Origin of the sequence: Methylobacterium jeotgali, from assembly GCF_022179345.1 — a bacterium.
GTDB classification, from domain to species: domain Bacteria; phylum Pseudomonadota; class Alphaproteobacteria; order Rhizobiales; family Beijerinckiaceae; genus Methylobacterium; species Methylobacterium jeotgali.
The window spans coordinates 19,104-34,368 of record NZ_BPQR01000048.1 but is presented as its reverse complement, the minus strand read 5'-3'; the positions used below and the strand labels follow the sequence as shown (position 1 = coordinate 34,368).

The 15,265-nt window shown below is 73.6% G+C and carries 16 protein-coding genes; 7 read left to right on the top strand and 9 right to left on the bottom strand.

Annotated elements, in window-relative coordinates:
• Window positions 1–480: 480 nt before the first annotated feature.
• Entirely contained in the window at window positions 481–933 is a 453-nt protein-coding gene (locus MFF04_RS14665; RefSeq protein ID WP_238276836.1) for a hypothetical protein, read from the top strand.
• A gap of 66 nt (window positions 934–999) precedes the next feature.
• Here MFF04_RS14665 and MFF04_RS14660 read toward each other — a convergent pair whose 3' ends face one another.
• The 6 genes from MFF04_RS14660 to xseA all read right to left on the bottom strand — a co-directional run bounded on the left by MFF04_RS14660 (window position 1,000) and on the right by xseA (window position 5,950).
• Window positions 1,000–1,383, bottom strand: coding sequence for a hypothetical protein (locus MFF04_RS14660; protein WP_238276835.1), 384 nt, complete (start codon window positions 1,381–1,383; stop codon window positions 1,000–1,002).
• Window positions 1,384–1,388: 5 nt separating this feature from the next.
• Window positions 1,389–2,159: a lytic murein transglycosylase gene (locus MFF04_RS14655; RefSeq protein ID WP_238276834.1), complete on the bottom strand. Its 771-nt coding sequence runs from the start codon at window positions 2,157–2,159 to the stop codon at window positions 1,389–1,391.
• A 266-nt stretch (window positions 2,160–2,425) separates the two neighbouring features.
• On the bottom strand, window positions 2,426–2,563 hold the full coding sequence (locus MFF04_RS14650; protein ID WP_238276833.1) for a hypothetical protein: 138 nt from the start codon (window positions 2,561–2,563) through the stop codon (window positions 2,426–2,428).
• 308 nt (window positions 2,564–2,871) lie between these two features.
• Window positions 2,872–3,816, bottom strand: a complete 945-nt coding sequence (locus MFF04_RS14645) for a ribose-phosphate pyrophosphokinase (RefSeq protein WP_238276831.1) — start codon at window positions 3,814–3,816, stop codon at window positions 2,872–2,874.
• Window positions 3,817–3,939: 123 nt separating this feature from the next.
• On the bottom strand, window positions 3,940–4,167 hold the full coding sequence (locus MFF04_RS14640; protein ID WP_238276826.1) for a DUF4170 domain-containing protein: 228 nt from the start codon (window positions 4,165–4,167) through the stop codon (window positions 3,940–3,942).
• 112 nt (window positions 4,168–4,279) lie between these two features.
• Window positions 4,280–5,950: an exodeoxyribonuclease VII large subunit gene (gene xseA / locus MFF04_RS14635; protein ID WP_238276824.1), complete on the bottom strand. Its 1,671-nt coding sequence runs from the start codon at window positions 5,948–5,950 to the stop codon at window positions 4,280–4,282.
• A gap of 77 nt (window positions 5,951–6,027) precedes the next feature.
• Between xseA and purD the strand changes: the two genes are divergently transcribed.
• Window positions 6,028–7,311, top strand: coding sequence for a phosphoribosylamine--glycine ligase (gene purD / locus MFF04_RS14630; protein WP_238276822.1), 1,284 nt, complete (start codon window positions 6,028–6,030; stop codon window positions 7,309–7,311).
• A 7-nt stretch (window positions 7,312–7,318) separates the two neighbouring features.
• Here purD and MFF04_RS14625 read toward each other — a convergent pair whose 3' ends face one another.
• On the bottom strand, window positions 7,319–9,424 hold the full coding sequence (locus MFF04_RS14625) for a putative bifunctional diguanylate cyclase/phosphodiesterase (RefSeq protein WP_238276820.1): 2,106 nt from the start codon (window positions 9,422–9,424) through the stop codon (window positions 7,319–7,321).
• A gap of 140 nt (window positions 9,425–9,564) precedes the next feature.
• Between MFF04_RS14625 and MFF04_RS14620 the strand changes: the two genes are divergently transcribed.
• Window positions 9,565–10,467 (top strand): alpha/beta hydrolase, encoded by a 903-nt coding sequence (locus MFF04_RS14620; RefSeq protein ID WP_238276819.1) that lies wholly within the window; start codon window positions 9,565–9,567, stop codon window positions 10,465–10,467.
• A gap of 1 nt (window position 10,468) precedes the next feature.
• On the opposite strand, the gene MFF04_RS14615 is transcribed toward MFF04_RS14620, so the two are convergent.
• Window positions 10,469–11,173: an SDR family NAD(P)-dependent oxidoreductase gene (locus tag MFF04_RS14615; RefSeq protein ID WP_238276817.1), complete on the bottom strand. Its 705-nt coding sequence runs from the start codon at window positions 11,171–11,173 to the stop codon at window positions 10,469–10,471.
• A 277-nt stretch (window positions 11,174–11,450) separates the two neighbouring features.
• Here MFF04_RS14615 and MFF04_RS14610 point away from each other — a divergent pair, with 277 nt between their 5' ends.
• Window positions 11,451–12,125 carry a class I SAM-dependent methyltransferase gene (locus tag MFF04_RS14610; protein WP_238276815.1) on the top strand — a complete coding sequence of 225 codons (675 nt, stop codon included), beginning with the start codon at window positions 11,451–11,453 and terminating at the stop codon, window positions 12,123–12,125.
• Window positions 12,126–12,131: 6 nt separating this feature from the next.
• Here MFF04_RS14610 and MFF04_RS14605 read toward each other — a convergent pair whose 3' ends face one another.
• Window positions 12,132–12,563, bottom strand: a complete 432-nt coding sequence (locus tag MFF04_RS14605; protein ID WP_238276839.1) for a nucleoside deaminase — start codon at window positions 12,561–12,563, stop codon at window positions 12,132–12,134.
• Between the two features lie 155 nt (window positions 12,564–12,718).
• Between MFF04_RS14605 and MFF04_RS14600 the strand changes: the two genes are divergently transcribed.
• The 3 genes from MFF04_RS14600 (at window position 12,719) to MFF04_RS14590 (ending at window position 15,261) form a co-directional block, all read left to right on the top strand.
• Window positions 12,719–12,907 carry a CsbD family protein gene (locus tag MFF04_RS14600; RefSeq protein WP_238276813.1) on the top strand — a complete coding sequence of 63 codons (189 nt, stop codon included), beginning with the start codon at window positions 12,719–12,721 and terminating at the stop codon, window positions 12,905–12,907.
• Between the two features lie 102 nt (window positions 12,908–13,009).
• Entirely contained in the window at window positions 13,010–13,186 is a 177-nt protein-coding gene (locus MFF04_RS14595; RefSeq protein WP_238276811.1) for a DUF1328 domain-containing protein, read from the top strand.
• Window positions 13,187–13,341: 155 nt separating this feature from the next.
• Window positions 13,342–15,261: a pseudouridine synthase gene (locus MFF04_RS14590; protein ID WP_238276809.1), complete on the top strand. Its 1,920-nt coding sequence runs from the start codon at window positions 13,342–13,344 to the stop codon at window positions 15,259–15,261.
• The last annotated feature ends 4 nt before the right edge of the window (window positions 15,262–15,265 follow it).

Here is a 15,265-nt window from a genome sequence, read left to right as displayed (position 1 = left end):
GCCCGATGCCGCCGCCGATGCCGCCGCCGTATCCGCTACGAGCGGGGATGCCGGGGCCGCCTCCGCCCCGCACCTGCGCCAGGGCGGCGGGGGCGGCGAGAAGCAGTGTGGGCAGGACGAGGGCGGCGAGCACCCTTCGGCGAAAGGCTCCGGCGCTTCCGCCCGCACGGGCGCCGCCCCTCTTCGCGCGAACCGTCATGGCGGCAGATCCTCCGTCCCGGCAGCCTAATGCAGCCGTGAGACGAGGTCGATCCGATCGAACACTGGGTTCAAGAGCGCGGATGCACGCGAGACCTGTCTTCGAGACCGGTCGAGGCCGTCTTCCACAGTCTCCGGCCAATGTCAGAGACAATCGAAAAAAGTTGCGGCCGGCCGTGAACCGATGCGCCGCTTTCCGCGACCAAAGCATATCCGGGCCGCGAGGGTCCGGTCCGAGACACCCCGGGCGGCGAGGCCGCCCCGATCCCAGGAGCCAGAGCCATGACCCGCTTCGCCATCGCCGCCGCCGTCGTCGCCAGCCTCGTCGCCTCCCCGGCCTTCGCCTTCCCGCTGGGCAGCCTCGGCGGCCCCGGCTTCAAGATCCCCGCCGGGGGCATGAAGATCCCGGCCGGCGGCCTCAAGGTGCCCCCGGGCGGCTTCGGCAAGCTCGCGCCGGGCGTCATCAAGTTCCCCGTCGGCGGCTACGGCAAGCTCCCCGGCGGCGGCCTGAAGTTTCCGGTCGGCGGCTACAAGCCCTATCCGGGGAGCTACAAGCCGGCGGGCTACGGCGGCTGGGGTCCGGCGGGCATCGGCCTCGGCGTCGGCCTCGCGGCCGGCATGGTCGGCGCCGCCGCGGCGAGCGCCATCGCCGACGACGGCTGCACGGTGATCCGCCGCCGCATCATCGACGAGGACGGCAACATGTTCGTCCGCCGCATCCGGGTCTGCGAGTGAGGATGCATTCAGCGAGAGAGATCGACAGGGCGGTCCCGCCGGGGCCGCCCTGTCCGCGTCGGCCGCTCAGGCCCGCTTCGCCACCGGCGATCCGGCCGTGCCGCCTCCGGCCCGCGCGCCCTGCCGGCTGACGATGCCGAAGCGCAGCACCGCCTGCTCGAGGTAGTCGACGGCGTCGATCACCCCGGCGCGGGCGGCCTCGACCGTGCCGGCCTCCTCCGCCGGCGCCTCGCCGAGCCGGACCGCCAGGACGAGCACCCGGTCGCGCTCGTCCTCGATGCGGGGATCGCGCTCCAGGGCGCCGCGGATCTCTGCGTCGAAGCGGGCGAGCATCGCGAAGGGCAGCCGGTCGGCCACGCCCGGCCCCGGCTCGGCCGCGGCCGCGAGGCGGCGGGCCTCGGCGGCGGCCCGCCGGACCGTCTCCGCGAGCGGCTGCTCCCCCGCCTCCATCGGGGCTACTGCCCGTCGATGCGCTGGCCGAGGATGGCGATGGCCTTCTGGTAGACGGAGGCGCTGTTCCAGCCCTGGATCGCGGCGAAGTTCGGCTCGCCGGGCTGGTAGCCGGCGCCCGCACGCCAGCCGTGCCCCTTCAGGAAATTCGCGGTCGAGGCGAGCGCCACCGGCATGCTGTCGAGGCTGCCGCCGGTGCCGTAGAGGAGCACGTTCTTGGGCAGGAACTGGGTGTGGCCGACCTCGCCATGGGCGGCGCCGCGGGTGCTGGTGGTGATCACGCCCCGGTCCACCAGGGTGAGGGCCGCGTAGAGCTGGTCGGTGAAGTAGGCCGAGCGGCGGCAGTCGTAGGCGAGCGTCGCCACGGCCGAGAGCGTGTTGACGTTACCCTTCACCGCGCCGAAGCCGGTCTCCATGCCCCAGATCGCCAGCAGCGGGCCCGGCGGCACGCCGTAGCGCTGCTCGATGGAGGCGAAGAGCGCCGCGTTGGCCTGCTTCTGCGCGCGGCCCCGGCTGACGATGACGTTGCCGCCGCGCTTGGCCAGGAACTGGTCGAGGGAGAGCCTGAAGCTCTTCTGGCCCCGGTCGGCGGAGATCGTCGCCTGCGAGTAGCTGGTGGTGGCGAGCGCCGCGAGGCTCGCCGGGCTCGCCTTGCCGCGGGCCTCCTCCGCGAACTCGCGCTTCCAGGCCTCGAAGCCGGCGGCGGTGTTGCCGCACTGGGCCGCCTCGGCCGAACCGGCGCAGACCGCGGCCGCGAGACCGAGAAGGGCCGCCATCCTCGGCCCCGTCATTCTGGGCCACGCGCTTGCGAACATCGTCACGTCCTCCGGGCGGCCAACGGCGCCGCTTCCTTCCAAGCGCGGCACTTAAGGCTCGGCCGTGGCAAAACCATGCCCCGTTTCGGGTTTCGTCCGGGGCGGCCGATCACGGGCCGCGGATGTCGCCGCGTGGGCGGCTCGGGCTCGCGTGTTCGCAGATGCGAAAAGGCCCGCCCGGCGATGCCGGACGGGCCTTCGATCGGATGGTGCGCTATCGTCTTGGCTTACGCGCCCTGGGCGGCGAACTCGCCGGCGGCCGGGGTGTTGAAGCTGCCGCTGAGGCGGTCGGCGGCGTAGAACACCGCGAAGACGTTGGCGGCGACGGCGGCGAAGAGGACGTAGTAGGTGACGAGATCGGTCATCGGTGGCTTCCCCGGTGCGTTTGCGATGACGCTGATATCGCACTGCACACGCCGCTCTGGTATGCCAGATGCCACAGCGCTCACATGCGCTGAATGCATGTTAGGAACGATATTTCACGATACCTATGCATATCGCGACGCGTGCATGCCGCATGTGCACGGTCTCGCACGATCCTGCCGCCAAGCCTCGCCGGCCGGCGCCTGACGGGCCGATCGTCCGCCGGGCGCGCGACGAAGCGGGAGCCCGCAGGGGGGGCCGCGCTGTGGACGGTGGTGGAGAAGCGGCGGCCGGGACCGCCGGGCGCCCGCTAGTCGAACAGGCTCGAGACGCTGGCCTCGGTCGCCGTGCGCCCGATGGCCTCGCCGAGCAGCGGCGCGATCGTGGCCACGCGGATGTTGCGGGCGAGCAGCACGGCCTGGGTCGGCTGGATGGAGTCGGTGATGACGAGCTCCTTCATCCGCGAGGCGGCGATGCGCGAGACCGCCCCGCCGGAGAGCACCCCGTGGGTGATGTAGGCCGAGACGTCCTTGGCGCCGGCGTTCAGGAGCGCTTCCGCCGCGTTCACGAGGGTGCCGCCGGAATCGACGATGTCGTCGACGAGGATGCAGGAGCGTCCCTCGACCTCGCCGATGATGTTCATGACCTCGGACTCGCCCGGCCGCTCCCGGCGCTTGTCGACGATGGCGAGCGGCGCGTCGATGCGCTTGGCGATGGCACGGGCGCGCACCACGCCGCCGACGTCCGGCGAGACCACCATGCGGTCGCCCCCGGCGAGCCGCTCCTTGATGTCGCGCACCATCACGGGGGCGGCGAACAGGTTGTCGGTGGGGATGTCGAAGAAGCCCTGGATCTGGCCGGCGTGGAGGTCCAGCGTCAGCACCCGGTCGGCGCCGGCTTCCGTGATGAGGTTCGCCACGAGCTTGGCCGAGATCGGGGTGCGGCCGGAGGTGCGCCGGTCCTGCCGCGCGTAGCCGAAATAGGGGATCACCGCCGTGATGCGCCGCGCCGAGGAGCGGCGGGCGGCGTCGATCATGATGAGCAGCTCCATCAGGTGGTCGTTCGCGGGGAACGACGTGGACTGCACGATGAAGACGTCCTCGCCGCGGACGTTCTCCTGGATCTCGACGAAGATCTCCATGTCGGCGAAGCGCCGGACCATGCACTTGGCCAGCGGCAGTTCGAGGTAGCGGCAGATGGCCTCGGCCAGGGGCCGGCTCGAGTTGCCGGCGATGATCTTGATCGAGGACTTCATGCCCGCTCGCGCTTGGGTCGACGACTTCGGCGTCGGTCGTCACGACTCCGCCCCGACCGGGCGGGCTCTTAACAGGGGCGTCCCGGTGTCACAATGCCTTCACGGGCCCGTGACGGGCGCCGCTCACGGCTCCAGCAGCCGGTGCAGGTGGACGATGAAGTAGCGCGTCTGGGCGCTGTCGACGGTCGCCTGGGCCTTCGCCTTCCAGGCGATCTGGGCGGAGGCGTAGTCGGGGAAGATGCCGACCACGTCGAGCCCCTTCACGTCGCGGAAGCGCACGCCGTCGAGACTCTCGAGCTCGCCGCCGAAGACGAGGTGGAGGCGCTGGTCGCTGGCGATCTCGGTGGTCATGCTCTCTCCTGTCGGCCCGCCGGACGCTCCCCCCGAGTCGGCGATGCGTCCCGAGGCACGGACCGTGCCGGCCTGCGGTCGCAAACCGGACCGGCCCCGTCAACCGGGCCGATCAGAACAGGCGGCCCTGGGCGGCGGCCGGCGTCTCCGGCGGCGCCTCCGCCGCTTCCGGGGCCGGGTCGGGCGCGGCGCTCCGGCGCTTGCGGGTGGCGCGGCGCGGGGGCGCGGCCTCGGCGGTGGTCTCCGATGTCGGGCCGGTGCGCGCCTGCACGAGGCCGTCGGCGAACTCCAGGCTGATCGCCTGAGCTGCGGCGAGCCTCTCCGCCCGGCGCACGGGGACGCCGTCTGCGTCCCGCACCAGGGCGAAGCCGCGGGCGAGCACGGCGCGATAGCTCAGGGAGCCGAGAAGACGGGCGGCCCGCTCGATCCGGTCCCGGCGCCGCTCCAGCAGGCGCGCCTCGGCCGCGGACAGGCGCCCGTCGAGCGCCGCCAGCCGGTCCCGCGCGCGGGCGGCGGTCGCCTCAGCGCGCGACAGCGTCGTGGCGCGGGCCACGACGAGCCGCCGCCCGAGGGCGTCGAGCCCATCCGCCCGCCGGGCCAGCAGCGCCCGCAGCGCCCGCTCCGGCCGTCCGTCGATCGCCTTGAGGTCGCCGCGCGCACCGGCCAGCAGCACGCCGGGCGCGCGTCGGGCCAGCCGGTCGCCGAGCCGCGCCAGCCGCTCCCGGTCCCCGCGGGCGTTGGCGGCGAGCGCCGGCATCAGGCGCGCCTCGGCGAGGTCGAGGCGCTGGCGCTTGCCCGCGAGCAGCGCGTCCGGGCCGGGCATCGCCCGCAGGAGCTTGCGCAGGTCCCCCCGCTCCCGGTCGAGCCGGCGCAGCACCGCGGAGCGCTGGCGCCGGGCGAGGTCGTCGATGGCGGCGAGCAGTTCGGCGCGCACCGGCACCGCCATCTCGGCGGCGCCCGTGGGGGTCGGCGCCCGCCGGTCGGCGGCGAGGTCGATGAGGGTGGTGTCGGTCTCGTGGCCGATCGCCGAGATCAGCGGAATGCGGCTCTCTGCGGCGGCGCGGACCACGATCTCCTCGTTGAAGGCCCAGAGATCCTCGATGGAGCCGCCGCCGCGGGCGACGATGAGCACGTCCGGGCGCGGCAGGGCGCCGCCCGGTTCGATCGCGTTGAAGCCCCGGATCGCCGCCGCGATCTCGGCCGCCGCCCCCTCCCCCTGCACCCGCACCGGCCAGACCAGGACCGGCCTCGGGAAGCGGTCGGCCAGCCGATGCAGGATGTCGCGGATCACGGCGCCGGTCGGCGAGGTCACGACGCCGACGATCCCGGGCAGATAGGGGATCGGGCGCTTGCGCTCGGCGGCGAACAGACCTTCGGCGGCGAGCGCCTGCTTCGTCCGCTCGAGGAGCGCCATCCAGGCGCCGATGCCCGCCGGCTCCAGGCTCTCGACGACGATCTGGTAGGAGGACTTGCCCGCGAAGGTGGTGATCTTGCCCGTGGCGACCACCTCCAGCCCCTCCTCCGGGCGCTGGCGCAGGCGGTTGAAGGTGCCGCGCCAGATCACCGCGTCGATGCGCGCGGCGCCGTCCTTGAGGGAGAAGTAGGCGTGGCCTGAGCTGTGCTGGCCGCGGAACCCCGAGATCTCGCCCCGCAGGCGCACGTGCCCGAAGGAGTCCTCCAGGGTGCGCTTGAGGGCGGCGGCGAGGTCGCCCACCGACCATTCGGGAGCGTTGCCCGCCGCCTCTGCGGAAGGCGGCATGGCGGTGGGCTGGGAGGGCGGCATGTCCACAGGCTAGCGGTCCCCTCCCTTCCGGTCGAGGGCTTCCCTCGGGCGCGCATTTCGGCAAGAACCCGCCACGCATGAAGATTCTGCTGATCGGTTCCGGCGGCCGCGAGCACGCGCTCGCCCGCGCCCTCGCCCAGAGCCCGCTCTGCGCGCGCCTGTTCACGGCGCCGGGCAATCCCGGCACGGCGCGGCACGGCGAGAACCGGCCCGATCTCGACGTCGCCGACCACGCCGCGGTCCGGGCCTTCTGCGAGCGCGAGGGCATCGGCCTCGTCGTCGTCGGCCCGGAGGCGCCCCTCGTCGCGGGCCTCGTGGACGATCTGGCCGCGGCCGGCATCCGCGCCTTCGGCCCGACCCGCGCGGCGGCGCGGCTCGAGGGTTCGAAGGGCTTCACCAAGGAGCTCTGCGCCGAGCGCGGCATCCCCACGGCGGGCTTCGCCCGTTTCGCCGAGATCGAGCCGGCGCTCGCCTACCTGCGCGAGCGCGGCGCGCCGATCGTCGTCAAGGCGGACGGGCTCGCCGCCGGCAAGGGCGTCACGGTCGCCGAGACCCTCGACCAGGCCGAGGCCGCCGCCCGGGCGCTGCTCGCCGAGCCCGGCGCCGAGATCGTCGTGGAGGAGTGCCTGTTCGGCGAAGAGGCAAGCTTCTTCGCCCTCTGCGACGGCACCCGCGCCGTGGCGATCGGCACCGCCCAGGACCACAAGCGGGTCTTCGACGGCGACCGGGGCCCGAACACCGGCGGCATGGGCGCCTACTCGCCCGCCGCCATCCTCACCCCGGCGCTCGAGCGGGAGGTGATGGAGACGATCATCGCGCCGACGCTCGACGGGATGCGTGCCCGGGGCACGCCCTTCACCGGCATCCTCTACGCCGGGCTGATGCTGACGGAGGCGGGCCCGAAGCTCATCGAGTACAACACCCGCTTCGGCGATCCCGAAGCGCAGGTGCTGCTCCCGCGCCTCGCCTCGGACCTGGTGCCGGCGCTGCTCTCCGCCTGCGACGGCGACCTCTCCGGCGTCGCCATCGCCTTCGAGGAGGGCCGCGCAGCGCTCACCGTGGTGATGGCGGCGGCGGGCTATCCCGGCACCGTGGTGCGCGGCTCGGCGATCGAGGGGATCGACCGGGCCGAGGCGGTGGAGGACGTGTTCGTCTACCAGGCCGGCACCCGCGAGGAGGACGGGCGCCTCCTCTCCGACGGGGGGCGCGTGCTCGCGGTGACGGCGCTCGGCGCCACGGTCACGGAGGCGCAAGGGCGCGCCTACGCGGCGGTCGCCCGGATCGACTGGCCGGACGGCTTCTGCCGCCGCGACATCGGGGCCCGCGCGATCGCCCGCGAGGCCCAGGGCGGCGCGATCTGAGCGGCGCTCAGGCGGCGGCGAGGGCCGTCGGCGGCTCGGACAGCATCGCGTAGGTCTCGGTGAGAGGCCGGGGCGGGCTGAACAGGTAGCCCTGGACCTGACGGCAGCCGGCGGCCCGGACCGCTTCGAGCTGCGCGCGCGTCTCGATCCCCTCCACCAGCGTGGCGATGCCGAGATTGGCGCCGAGGCCCAGCAGCGTGCGCATGATCATGCCGGCCTCCGCCGCCCGGTCCAGGTCGCGCACGAAGGAGCGGTCGATCTTGATCTTGTCGAAGGGGAACCGGCGCAGGTAGCCGAGCGACGAGTAGCCGGTGCCGAAATCGTCCATCGAGATGCGGATGCCGGCGCGGCGCAGGCCGTGGAGCGTCTCGAGGTTGGTCTCGGTGTCCTCGAGGAGCACCGTCTCGGTCATCTCGAGCTCCAGGCGCCCCGGCCCGATCCCCGCCGCCTCGAGCGCCGCGAGCACCCCCTCGGCGAAGCCGCGATGGCGCAGCTGCGCCGCCGAGACGTTGACCGCGAGGCTGACATGCGCGGGCCAGGTCGCGGCGTCGCGGCAGGCCTGCTCGAGCACCCAGCGTCCCAGCGGGACGATCAGTCCCGTCTCCTCGGCGAGGGGGATGAAGGTCCCCGGGCTCACCAGCCCGCGCTCCGGGTGGCGCCAGCGCAACAGGGCCTCCATGCCCGTGATCCGGCCGCCCCCGAGGTCGACCAGGGGCTGGTAGTGCAGCTCGAAGGCGCCCTGCGCCAGCGCCTCGCGCAGCTCCCGCTCCAGGGCGTGGCGCGCCTTGGCGGCCTCGTTCATCGCCGCCTGGAACACGCAGGCGGCGCCCCGGCCGGCGCTCTTGACGTGATAGAGGGCAAGGTCGGCGTGCTGGAGAAGCTCCTCGACGCTCTCCGAGGCCCGCGTCGCCATGGCGACGCCGACGCTCGCCCCGATCTCCAGCTGGATGCCGTTCAGGTGATAGGGCACGGACAGCACCCGCGCGAGGCGCTGGGCGAGCGCCAGCGCGCCGGCCTCGTCCGCGGCCCGGTGCAGCACGGCGAACTCGTCGCCGCCGAGCCGGCTCACGAGGTCGCCCTCCCGCACGCTCGCCCGCAGCCGCTCGGCGACCGAGCGCAGCAGAGCGTCGCCGGTGGCATGGCCGTGGGTGTCGTTCACCGCCTTGAAGCGATCGAGGTCGATGCAGAGCATGGCGAGGCCCGGCGCGTCGTCGCAGCGTCCCTCGCCGAGCATCTCGATGCCGTGCTCGCGCAGCGCCGTGCGGTTCGGCAGGTTGGTGAGGGCGTCGTGGCGCGCCATGTGGGCGATGCGGGCCTCGTTGCGCCGCCGCTCGGTGATGTCCTCGAAGGTCGAGACCCAGCCGCCGCCGCTCATCCCCCGGTAGCTCACGGCGATGACGCGCCCGTCGGCGAGCTCCCGCTGCCCGGCGACGCCGGGCGGCCCGGCGAGGGCGAGACGGGTTCCCTCGCAGAGGCCGTCGACGGTGACGTCCGGCGGGTACGTTCCGAGTGCGACGAGGACCTCGCAGATCTCCCCCTGGGTCATCCCGACGGTCAGCGCCTCGGCGCTCAGGCCGAACATCTCCCGGTAGCGGTCGTTGAACACGACGAGCCGCGAGGCGGCGTCGAACATGCACAGGCCCTGGCTCATGTTGGCGAGCGCCGCGTCGAAGCGGCGGTTCTGCTCGGAGAGCCGCTCGTTGGATTGGCGCAGCTCGTCCAGCGCCTCGTCGAGCCGCTCGTGGATGCGCATCTGCTCGCTGACGTCGCTGCCGACCCCGCGAAAGCCGAGGAAGGCGCCGTCCATCGCGAAGCGCGGCTCGCCGCTGATCTTGAACCAGCGCACCGAGCCGTTGGGATGGGCGTAGGGGTAGAGGAAGTCGCGGAACTCCTGCCGGCGGGTCATCGCCTGCCGATAGGCCTGCCAATCCGTCTCGGTCTCGTCGGCGCGGGCGATGGCTTCCCGGCGGCGCCCGATCAGGGCCGTGGCCGGCCGCCCGAGCAGCCGCTCGGAGCCCGGCGACAGGTAGGTGAACTCGGCCTGCTCGTTCGTCTCCCAGAACCAGTCCGAGCTGACCTGTTGGGTATAGTGTTCGGGCAAATGGACGGGCATGGTGGTCTCTGGCGGATGCCCATATCGTCCCGGCGAGGGCTTAATAAAACTCAATCCAGGAACGCTTGAATCCGCGCCTTTCCCTTCCAGGTGCAACCGATCATCAATAGTGGGACGCGTTGGGTTGTGGGCGATCCGCGATGAGCGATGACCTGTTTCCGGGCTTCGAGGCCCTCTGGATCGAGAATTCCTGGGGCAAAGCCTTCGCCAGGGCCGGCGGATCGCCCGATGCGCCGCCTCTCCTGCTGCTGCACGGTTTTCCCGAAAGCCACGCGATGTGGCACCATGTCGCACCCGACCTCGCGCGGTCGCACCGGGTGATCTGCCTCGACCTCAAGGGCTACGGCTGGTCCTCGGCCCCGTCGGGGGAGGACGCCTACGCGAAGCGCCGGATCGGCCGGGAGGTCGTCGCCTTGATGGAAGGGCTCGGCCACGTCCATTTCGCGCTCGCCGGCCACGACCGGGGCGCCCGCGTCGCCTACCGCCTCGCCCTCGACGAGCCCGGCCGCGTCGCCCGCCTCGCGCTTCTCGACATCGTGCCGACCCTCGTCCAGTGGCAGCGCATCGCCGCGGATCCGGGCAGGAACCCGCACTGGAGCTTCCTGTCCCGGCCGGCGCCGGAGCCCGAGACCGGGATCGGCCGCGATCCGGACGCCTATTTCGAGGGCCTGCTGGCGCAGTGGTCGGGTCAAGGCGACCTCTCGGCCTTCGATCCGCGCGCGCTCCATCTCTACCGGCAGGCCTGGACCGTGCCCGAGCGCATCCACGCCTTCTGTGAGGACTACCGGGCCGGGGGCCGAGACGGGCCGGACGCGCGGGCCGATGCCGACGACCTCGCCGCCGGCCGCACCCTGCCGATGCCGGTGCTGGTGCTGTCGAGCCGGCGCTACCTCGACAAGCCCGGCGCCGAGCCGGCGCTGGAGGCTTGGCGGCGGACTTTCGCGCCCCGCGCCGAGGGATGCCAGCTCGACACCGGCCACTTCATGGCGGAGGAGGACCCGGCCGGGACGCTCGCGGCGCTGAAGGGCTTCCTCGGGGGATAGCTCAGAACCGCTCCGTCCAGGGCCGGAGCGCGATCTCGCTCGACCAGGCGCTGCGGTCCTGCCGGAGCAGCGCCAGATAGGCGCCGGCGATGGCTTCGGGATCGAGATGCGAGTCGGGCGCCTCGACGGGCTCGCCGCCGCGGGCCGGGTTGCGGATCGCCCCGTCGATGATCGCGTGCGCCACGTGGATGCCCTGTGGCTGCAGCTCCCGCGCGAGGCTCTCGGCGAGGCCGCGCAGCGCGAACTTGCCCATGGCGAAGGGGCTCGATCCGGCAAACCCCTTCACGCTCGCCGAGGCGCCCGTGAACAGGATCGCCCCGTGGCGGGCGGGCAGCATCCGCCGCGCGGCGGCCTGGGCGACGAGGAAGCCGCCGAAGGCCGTCACCGCCAGCGCGTCCGCCACCGCCCTCGGATCGAGCTCCGTCACCGGCCCGCGCAGGCGGGCGCTCGCGTTGTAGACGACGACGTCGGGCGCGCCCCCGAGCGCGCCCGTCATCGCCGCGAACAGGCTCTCGACGGATTGCGGATCCGCCGCGTCGCAGGGGTGGAGCGCCGCCCCCGTTTCCCGCGCCAGGGGTTCCAGCTTGGCGACGTCGCGGGCGGCGATCCCGACCCGCAGGCCCTCGCGGGCGAGGAGCTGAGCGAGCGAGGCGCTCAGGCCCGGCCCGCCGCCGACGATGAGAGCACGCTCGTAGACCGGGACCATGCCGCCTCCTGCTCTCGAACGATCGAGCCCGGGCCCGATCGGCCGCGCATCCTCAGATCGCGCGGTCCGTCCCTGTGGCAAGCGCCCGGCCGCATCGCACGGATGCATCGTATTTGATCGAATCCGGACAACGGAGCGGAAACGGGACCGGGGTTAGACAGGCTGGCCCCAGAGGCTGTCCCGTTTTTGGCCTGAGGGCCCGGCGCCGGGCTTGCAGGAGGGGCACTGAGCGTCCCGGCCCGCCCCCGAGCGAGCCCGCCCACGGTGAGTGTTGCGCATGTCCGCCTGGATCGCCTTCGTCGGAACGATCTCCGGCCATTTCCGCCGGGGTCGCAGCGACCTCTACCGCCGCCAGATGCCCGACCTCGCCCGCCTGCGGGTCTGCGATCTCGGCGGCTCCCGCCATTTCTGGGAGGCGATGCCGAAGGACCTCGTGCCGAGCGACCTGACGCTCCTCAACGTCGCCGACGACGGCCAGTCGCGCAGCCACACCGGCGCCTTCGACGACCTCAAGGTCGTGCTCTACGACGGCCAGCACATCCCTTACCCGGACGGGCATTTCGACGTCTTGATCTGCAACTCGGTGATCGAGCACGTGCCCCTCGACCAGCGCGAGCAGCTCTGCCGGGAGATCCGCCGCGTGGCGACGTACTACTTCGTCCAGACCCCCGCCTACGCCTTCCCGATCGAGCCGCACTTCGTCTTTCCCGGCCTGCACTGGCTGCCGCGCAGCCTCGGCCGGCGCCTGGTGCCGCTCGGTGTCTGGGCGCTGATGAACCGCCCGACCAAGGCCAAGCGCGACGCCTATTTCGACGAGGTGCACCTGCTCACCGGCCGCGAGGTGGAGCGGCTCCTGCCCGGCGCCACCGTGTTCCGCGAGAAGGCGCTCGGCCTCGTGAAGTCCTACACCGCCCACGGCCGGGGAACGGCCGCGGACCTCGCCGCGGCCTGAGGCGGGCTAAGCCCTCCGATCCCGGAAGAACGCCCGCAGCATCTCGGCGGCCTCCGCCTCCCGCAGGCCGCCATAGACCTCCGGCGCGTGGTGGCAGGTCGGCTGGTTGAAGACCCGCGGCCCCTGCTCGACGCCCCCGCCCTTGGGATCGTGGGCGGCGAAGTAGAGGCGTCGGATGCGGGCGTGCGAGATCGCGCCGGCGCACATCGGGCAGGGCTCGAGCGTCACGTAGAGGTCGCAGCCCTCCAGGCGCTCCTGGCCGAGCGCCGCGCAGGCGGCGCGGATCGCCAGCATCTCCGCATGCGCCGTCGGGTCGCGCAGCGCGCGCGGTCGGTTGCGGCCGAGCCCGAGCACCGCTCCCCCGCGCATCACCACGGCGCCGACCGGCACCTCGCCGGCCTCGGCCGCGGCCCGCGCCTCGGCGAAGGCGAGCCCCATCGGGTCGGGGAGCGCGTCCAGGGGCGGCCGGTCGGACAAGGGGCGCGAATCCTCAGAGCGTAACTGAATGTGAATGGCCGGAACATCCGGCCGGGGAAGCCCGTTCCTGTCCCACACGCGGCGCCGCCGCGAAAGATCAGAGGATACGACGAGCCATGAGCAGCACCACCGACAAGCTGAAGGGCGCCGCCAACGAGGTCGCCGGCAACGTGAAGCAGGGCGTCGGCAAGGCGACCGGCAACGAGAAGCTGCAGGCCGAGGGCAAGGCGCAGGAGCTCAAGGGCGAGGCGCAGCGCACGGTCGGCGAGACCAAGGACGTCATCAAGGACAAGACCGGCCTCTGAGCCGAACCGCCTCTTCGCCGCCGGGCGGAACCCGTTTCCAAGCTCGGCGGTTGAAGGGCACATCGGGGCGGCGAGGCCGCCCTCCAGAATGCGGAGAGTGCCATGATCGGTTGGGCCATTACCTTCCTCGTCGTCGCCCTGGTGGCGGCGCTCCTCGGCTTCGGCGGCATCGCCGGCACGGCGGTCGAGGCGGCCAAGATCGTGTTCTTCGTCGCCATCGCCCTGTTCCTGATCTCGGCGGTGTTCGGCGCGGTGCGCGGCCGTTCGCCGAGGATCTGACGAAACGCTCGGGATCCTTCGGGATCCGAGATCGGAAGGGCGGTCCCTCGGGGCCGCCTTTTTCGTTTGCGCCGGGTTTTCGTTTGCGCCGAGGGCCGGCCGGAGCCGCAACAGGCGCCTCGCGCGCGGGCCGCCGCTCTGATATGGCGGCCGGCATGAGCGACATCGACGAGACGGGGCCGGACGCCCCGACGCCGCCCGGGGCCGACAAGGCCGAGTCCTGGGCGCCGGCCACCGACGCCGCCGGCCCGGAGGCGGCCCCCCCGGCGGAGAAGCCCCGGAAGACCGCCTCCAAGGCGTCCGCGAAGGCGGCGGGCAAGACCGCGGACGCAACCGCCGCCGAGGACCCGGCCGGGGCCAAGCCGCGCAAGACCGGCGCCCGCAAGGCCGCCACTGCGACGGAGGGTGAACCTGCGGCCGGCGAGGCGGAGCCGACCCCCGAGGGCGAGCGGATCGCCAAGACCATCGCCCGCGCCGGCATCGCCTCCCGACGGGACGCCGAGGCGATGATCCTGGAGGGCCGCGTCCGCCTGAACGGGCAGGTGCTCGACTCGCCGGCGATCAACGTCACCGATGCCGACCGCATCGAGGTCGACGGCGCGCCGCTGCCCGAGCGCGAGCGCACCCGCCTGTGGCTGTTCCACAAGCCGCGGGGGGTCGTCACCACCGCCCGTGACCCGGAAGGGCGCCAGACCGTGTTCGAGGTGCTGCCCGACGAGCTGCCCCGCGTCGTCGCGGTCGGCCGGCTCGACATCAACACCGAGGGCCTGCTGCTCCTGACCAACGACGGGGGGCTCGCCAAGGTCATCGCCCATCCGGACACCGGCTGGCTGCGCCGCTACCGGGTGCGCGCCTGGGGCGACACCACCCAGGCCGAGCTCGACCGCCTGCGCAAGGGCGTCACCGTCGACGGCATGGAGTACGGCCCCGTCGAGGCCAGCCTCGACCGGGTGCAGGGCGACAACCTCTGGATCACGCTGGGCCTGCGCGAGGGCAAGAACCGCGAGGTCAAGCGCATCCTCGAGCATCTCGGGCTCTCGGTGAACCGCCTGATCCGTCTCTCCTTCGGCCCCTTCCAGCTCGGCGACCTCGAGGTCGGGCTCGTGGAGGAGGTGCGCACCAAGGTGCTCAAGGAGCAGCTCGGCAACACGCTCTCCGAGCAGGCGGGCGTCGATTTCGCGAGCCCCGTGCGTGAGGCGATCGCGCCCTTCGGCTCGCCCAAGGCGAAGGCTCCGGCCGAGGCGCCGGCGCGGACGCGCGGCGCCCCCAAGGCGGCGCGGGTGCCCACCGGCGGCGACGGCCCCGGCCCTCGCCGCTCGGTCTGGCGCGCCGAGGCGCCCGCCTCCGAGGACGAGGCCCGGCGTTCTGCCCGCCCGCCCCGGCGCGGCGCCGATCCCCGCGCCGAGCGCGAGACGGCGGCGGCGCGGGGCCGCGAGCGGGTCGGCGCGATCCGCACCGGCGAGCGCCGCGTCGTGGTCGAGCGCCTGCGGGCGAGCCCGCCCGAAGAGACGGCGCCCGCCGCGCCCGTCCGCACCGGCTTCCGCGGCCGCAGCGGCGATACGGCCGAGCGGCGCTCGGGCGGAGATCGTGAGGGAGCCGAGCGGCGCCCGTCCCGCGGGGCGCCCTCGGCCGGCGGCCGGGGCGAGCGCGAGGGCGGTGCCAGGCCCTCCCGCGCCGGCACGGGCGGCGACCGGGAGCGCTCGCGCGACCGCGCGGAGGGGCCGCGTGAGCGTCCGCAGGGGCGCTTCCAGGATCGCGGCCGCGAAGGCGGCGGGTCGGCCGGCACGGGTCGCGGCGACCGGCCGGGTTTCGCCGGACGGTCCCGCGGGGCCGACGGAGACGCCGCGCCCCAGCGCGAGGGACGCCCGCCTGCCGGCGGCAAGGGCGGGGCCTTCAAGAGCCGGGCGCCCGCGCGCCAGGGCCGCGACGAGCGTGGCGGTCAGGAGCGTGGGGGCGATCGTCCCCGTGGTGGCCGGCCCTCCGGCTTCAAGCCCTCCGGGGACCGTCCGGGCGGGCGCCCCGGTGGCCGTCCGAGCGGCGGTGGCGGCGGCCGGCCGCCCCGCCGGGGGCCGTGAGGGC

Coding starts and splice junctions, on each gene's coding strand:
- purD (WP_238276822.1), top strand. CDS start 6,028: ATGAAGATTCTGCTGATCGGTTCCGGCGGCCGCGAGCACGCGCTCGCC.
- MFF04_RS14640 (WP_238276826.1), bottom strand. CDS start 4,167: ATGACCACCGAGATCGCCAGCGACCAGCGCCTCCACCTCGTCTTCGGC.
- MFF04_RS14595 (WP_238276811.1), top strand. CDS start 13,010: ATGATCGGTTGGGCCATTACCTTCCTCGTCGTCGCCCTGGTGGCGGCG.
- MFF04_RS14665 (WP_238276836.1), top strand. CDS start 481: ATGACCCGCTTCGCCATCGCCGCCGCCGTCGTCGCCAGCCTCGTCGCC.
- MFF04_RS14615 (WP_238276817.1), bottom strand. CDS start 11,173: ATGGTCCCGGTCTACGAGCGTGCTCTCATCGTCGGCGGCGGGCCGGGC.
- MFF04_RS14650 (WP_238276833.1), bottom strand. CDS start 2,563: ATGACCGATCTCGTCACCTACTACGTCCTCTTCGCCGCCGTCGCCGCC.
- MFF04_RS14620 (WP_238276819.1), top strand. CDS start 9,565: ATGAGCGATGACCTGTTTCCGGGCTTCGAGGCCCTCTGGATCGAGAAT.
- xseA (WP_238276824.1), bottom strand. CDS start 5,950: ATGCCGCCCTCCCAGCCCACCGCCATGCCGCCTTCCGCAGAGGCGGCG.
- MFF04_RS14660 (WP_238276835.1), bottom strand. CDS start 1,383: ATGGAGGCGGGGGAGCAGCCGCTCGCGGAGACGGTCCGGCGGGCCGCC.
- MFF04_RS14605 (WP_238276839.1), bottom strand. CDS start 12,563: ATGGGGCTCGCCTTCGCCGAGGCGCGGGCCGCGGCCGAGGCCGGCGAG.
- MFF04_RS14610 (WP_238276815.1), top strand. CDS start 11,451: ATGTCCGCCTGGATCGCCTTCGTCGGAACGATCTCCGGCCATTTCCGC.
- MFF04_RS14655 (WP_238276834.1), bottom strand. CDS start 2,159: ATGGCGGCCCTTCTCGGTCTCGCGGCCGCGGTCTGCGCCGGTTCGGCC.
- MFF04_RS14600 (WP_238276813.1), top strand. CDS start 12,719: ATGAGCAGCACCACCGACAAGCTGAAGGGCGCCGCCAACGAGGTCGCC.
- MFF04_RS14625 (WP_238276820.1), bottom strand. CDS start 9,424: ATGCCCGTCCATTTGCCCGAACACTATACCCAACAGGTCAGCTCGGAC.
- MFF04_RS14645 (WP_238276831.1), bottom strand. CDS start 3,816: ATGAAGTCCTCGATCAAGATCATCGCCGGCAACTCGAGCCGGCCCCTG.
- MFF04_RS14590 (WP_238276809.1), top strand. CDS start 13,342: ATGAGCGACATCGACGAGACGGGGCCGGACGCCCCGACGCCGCCCGGG.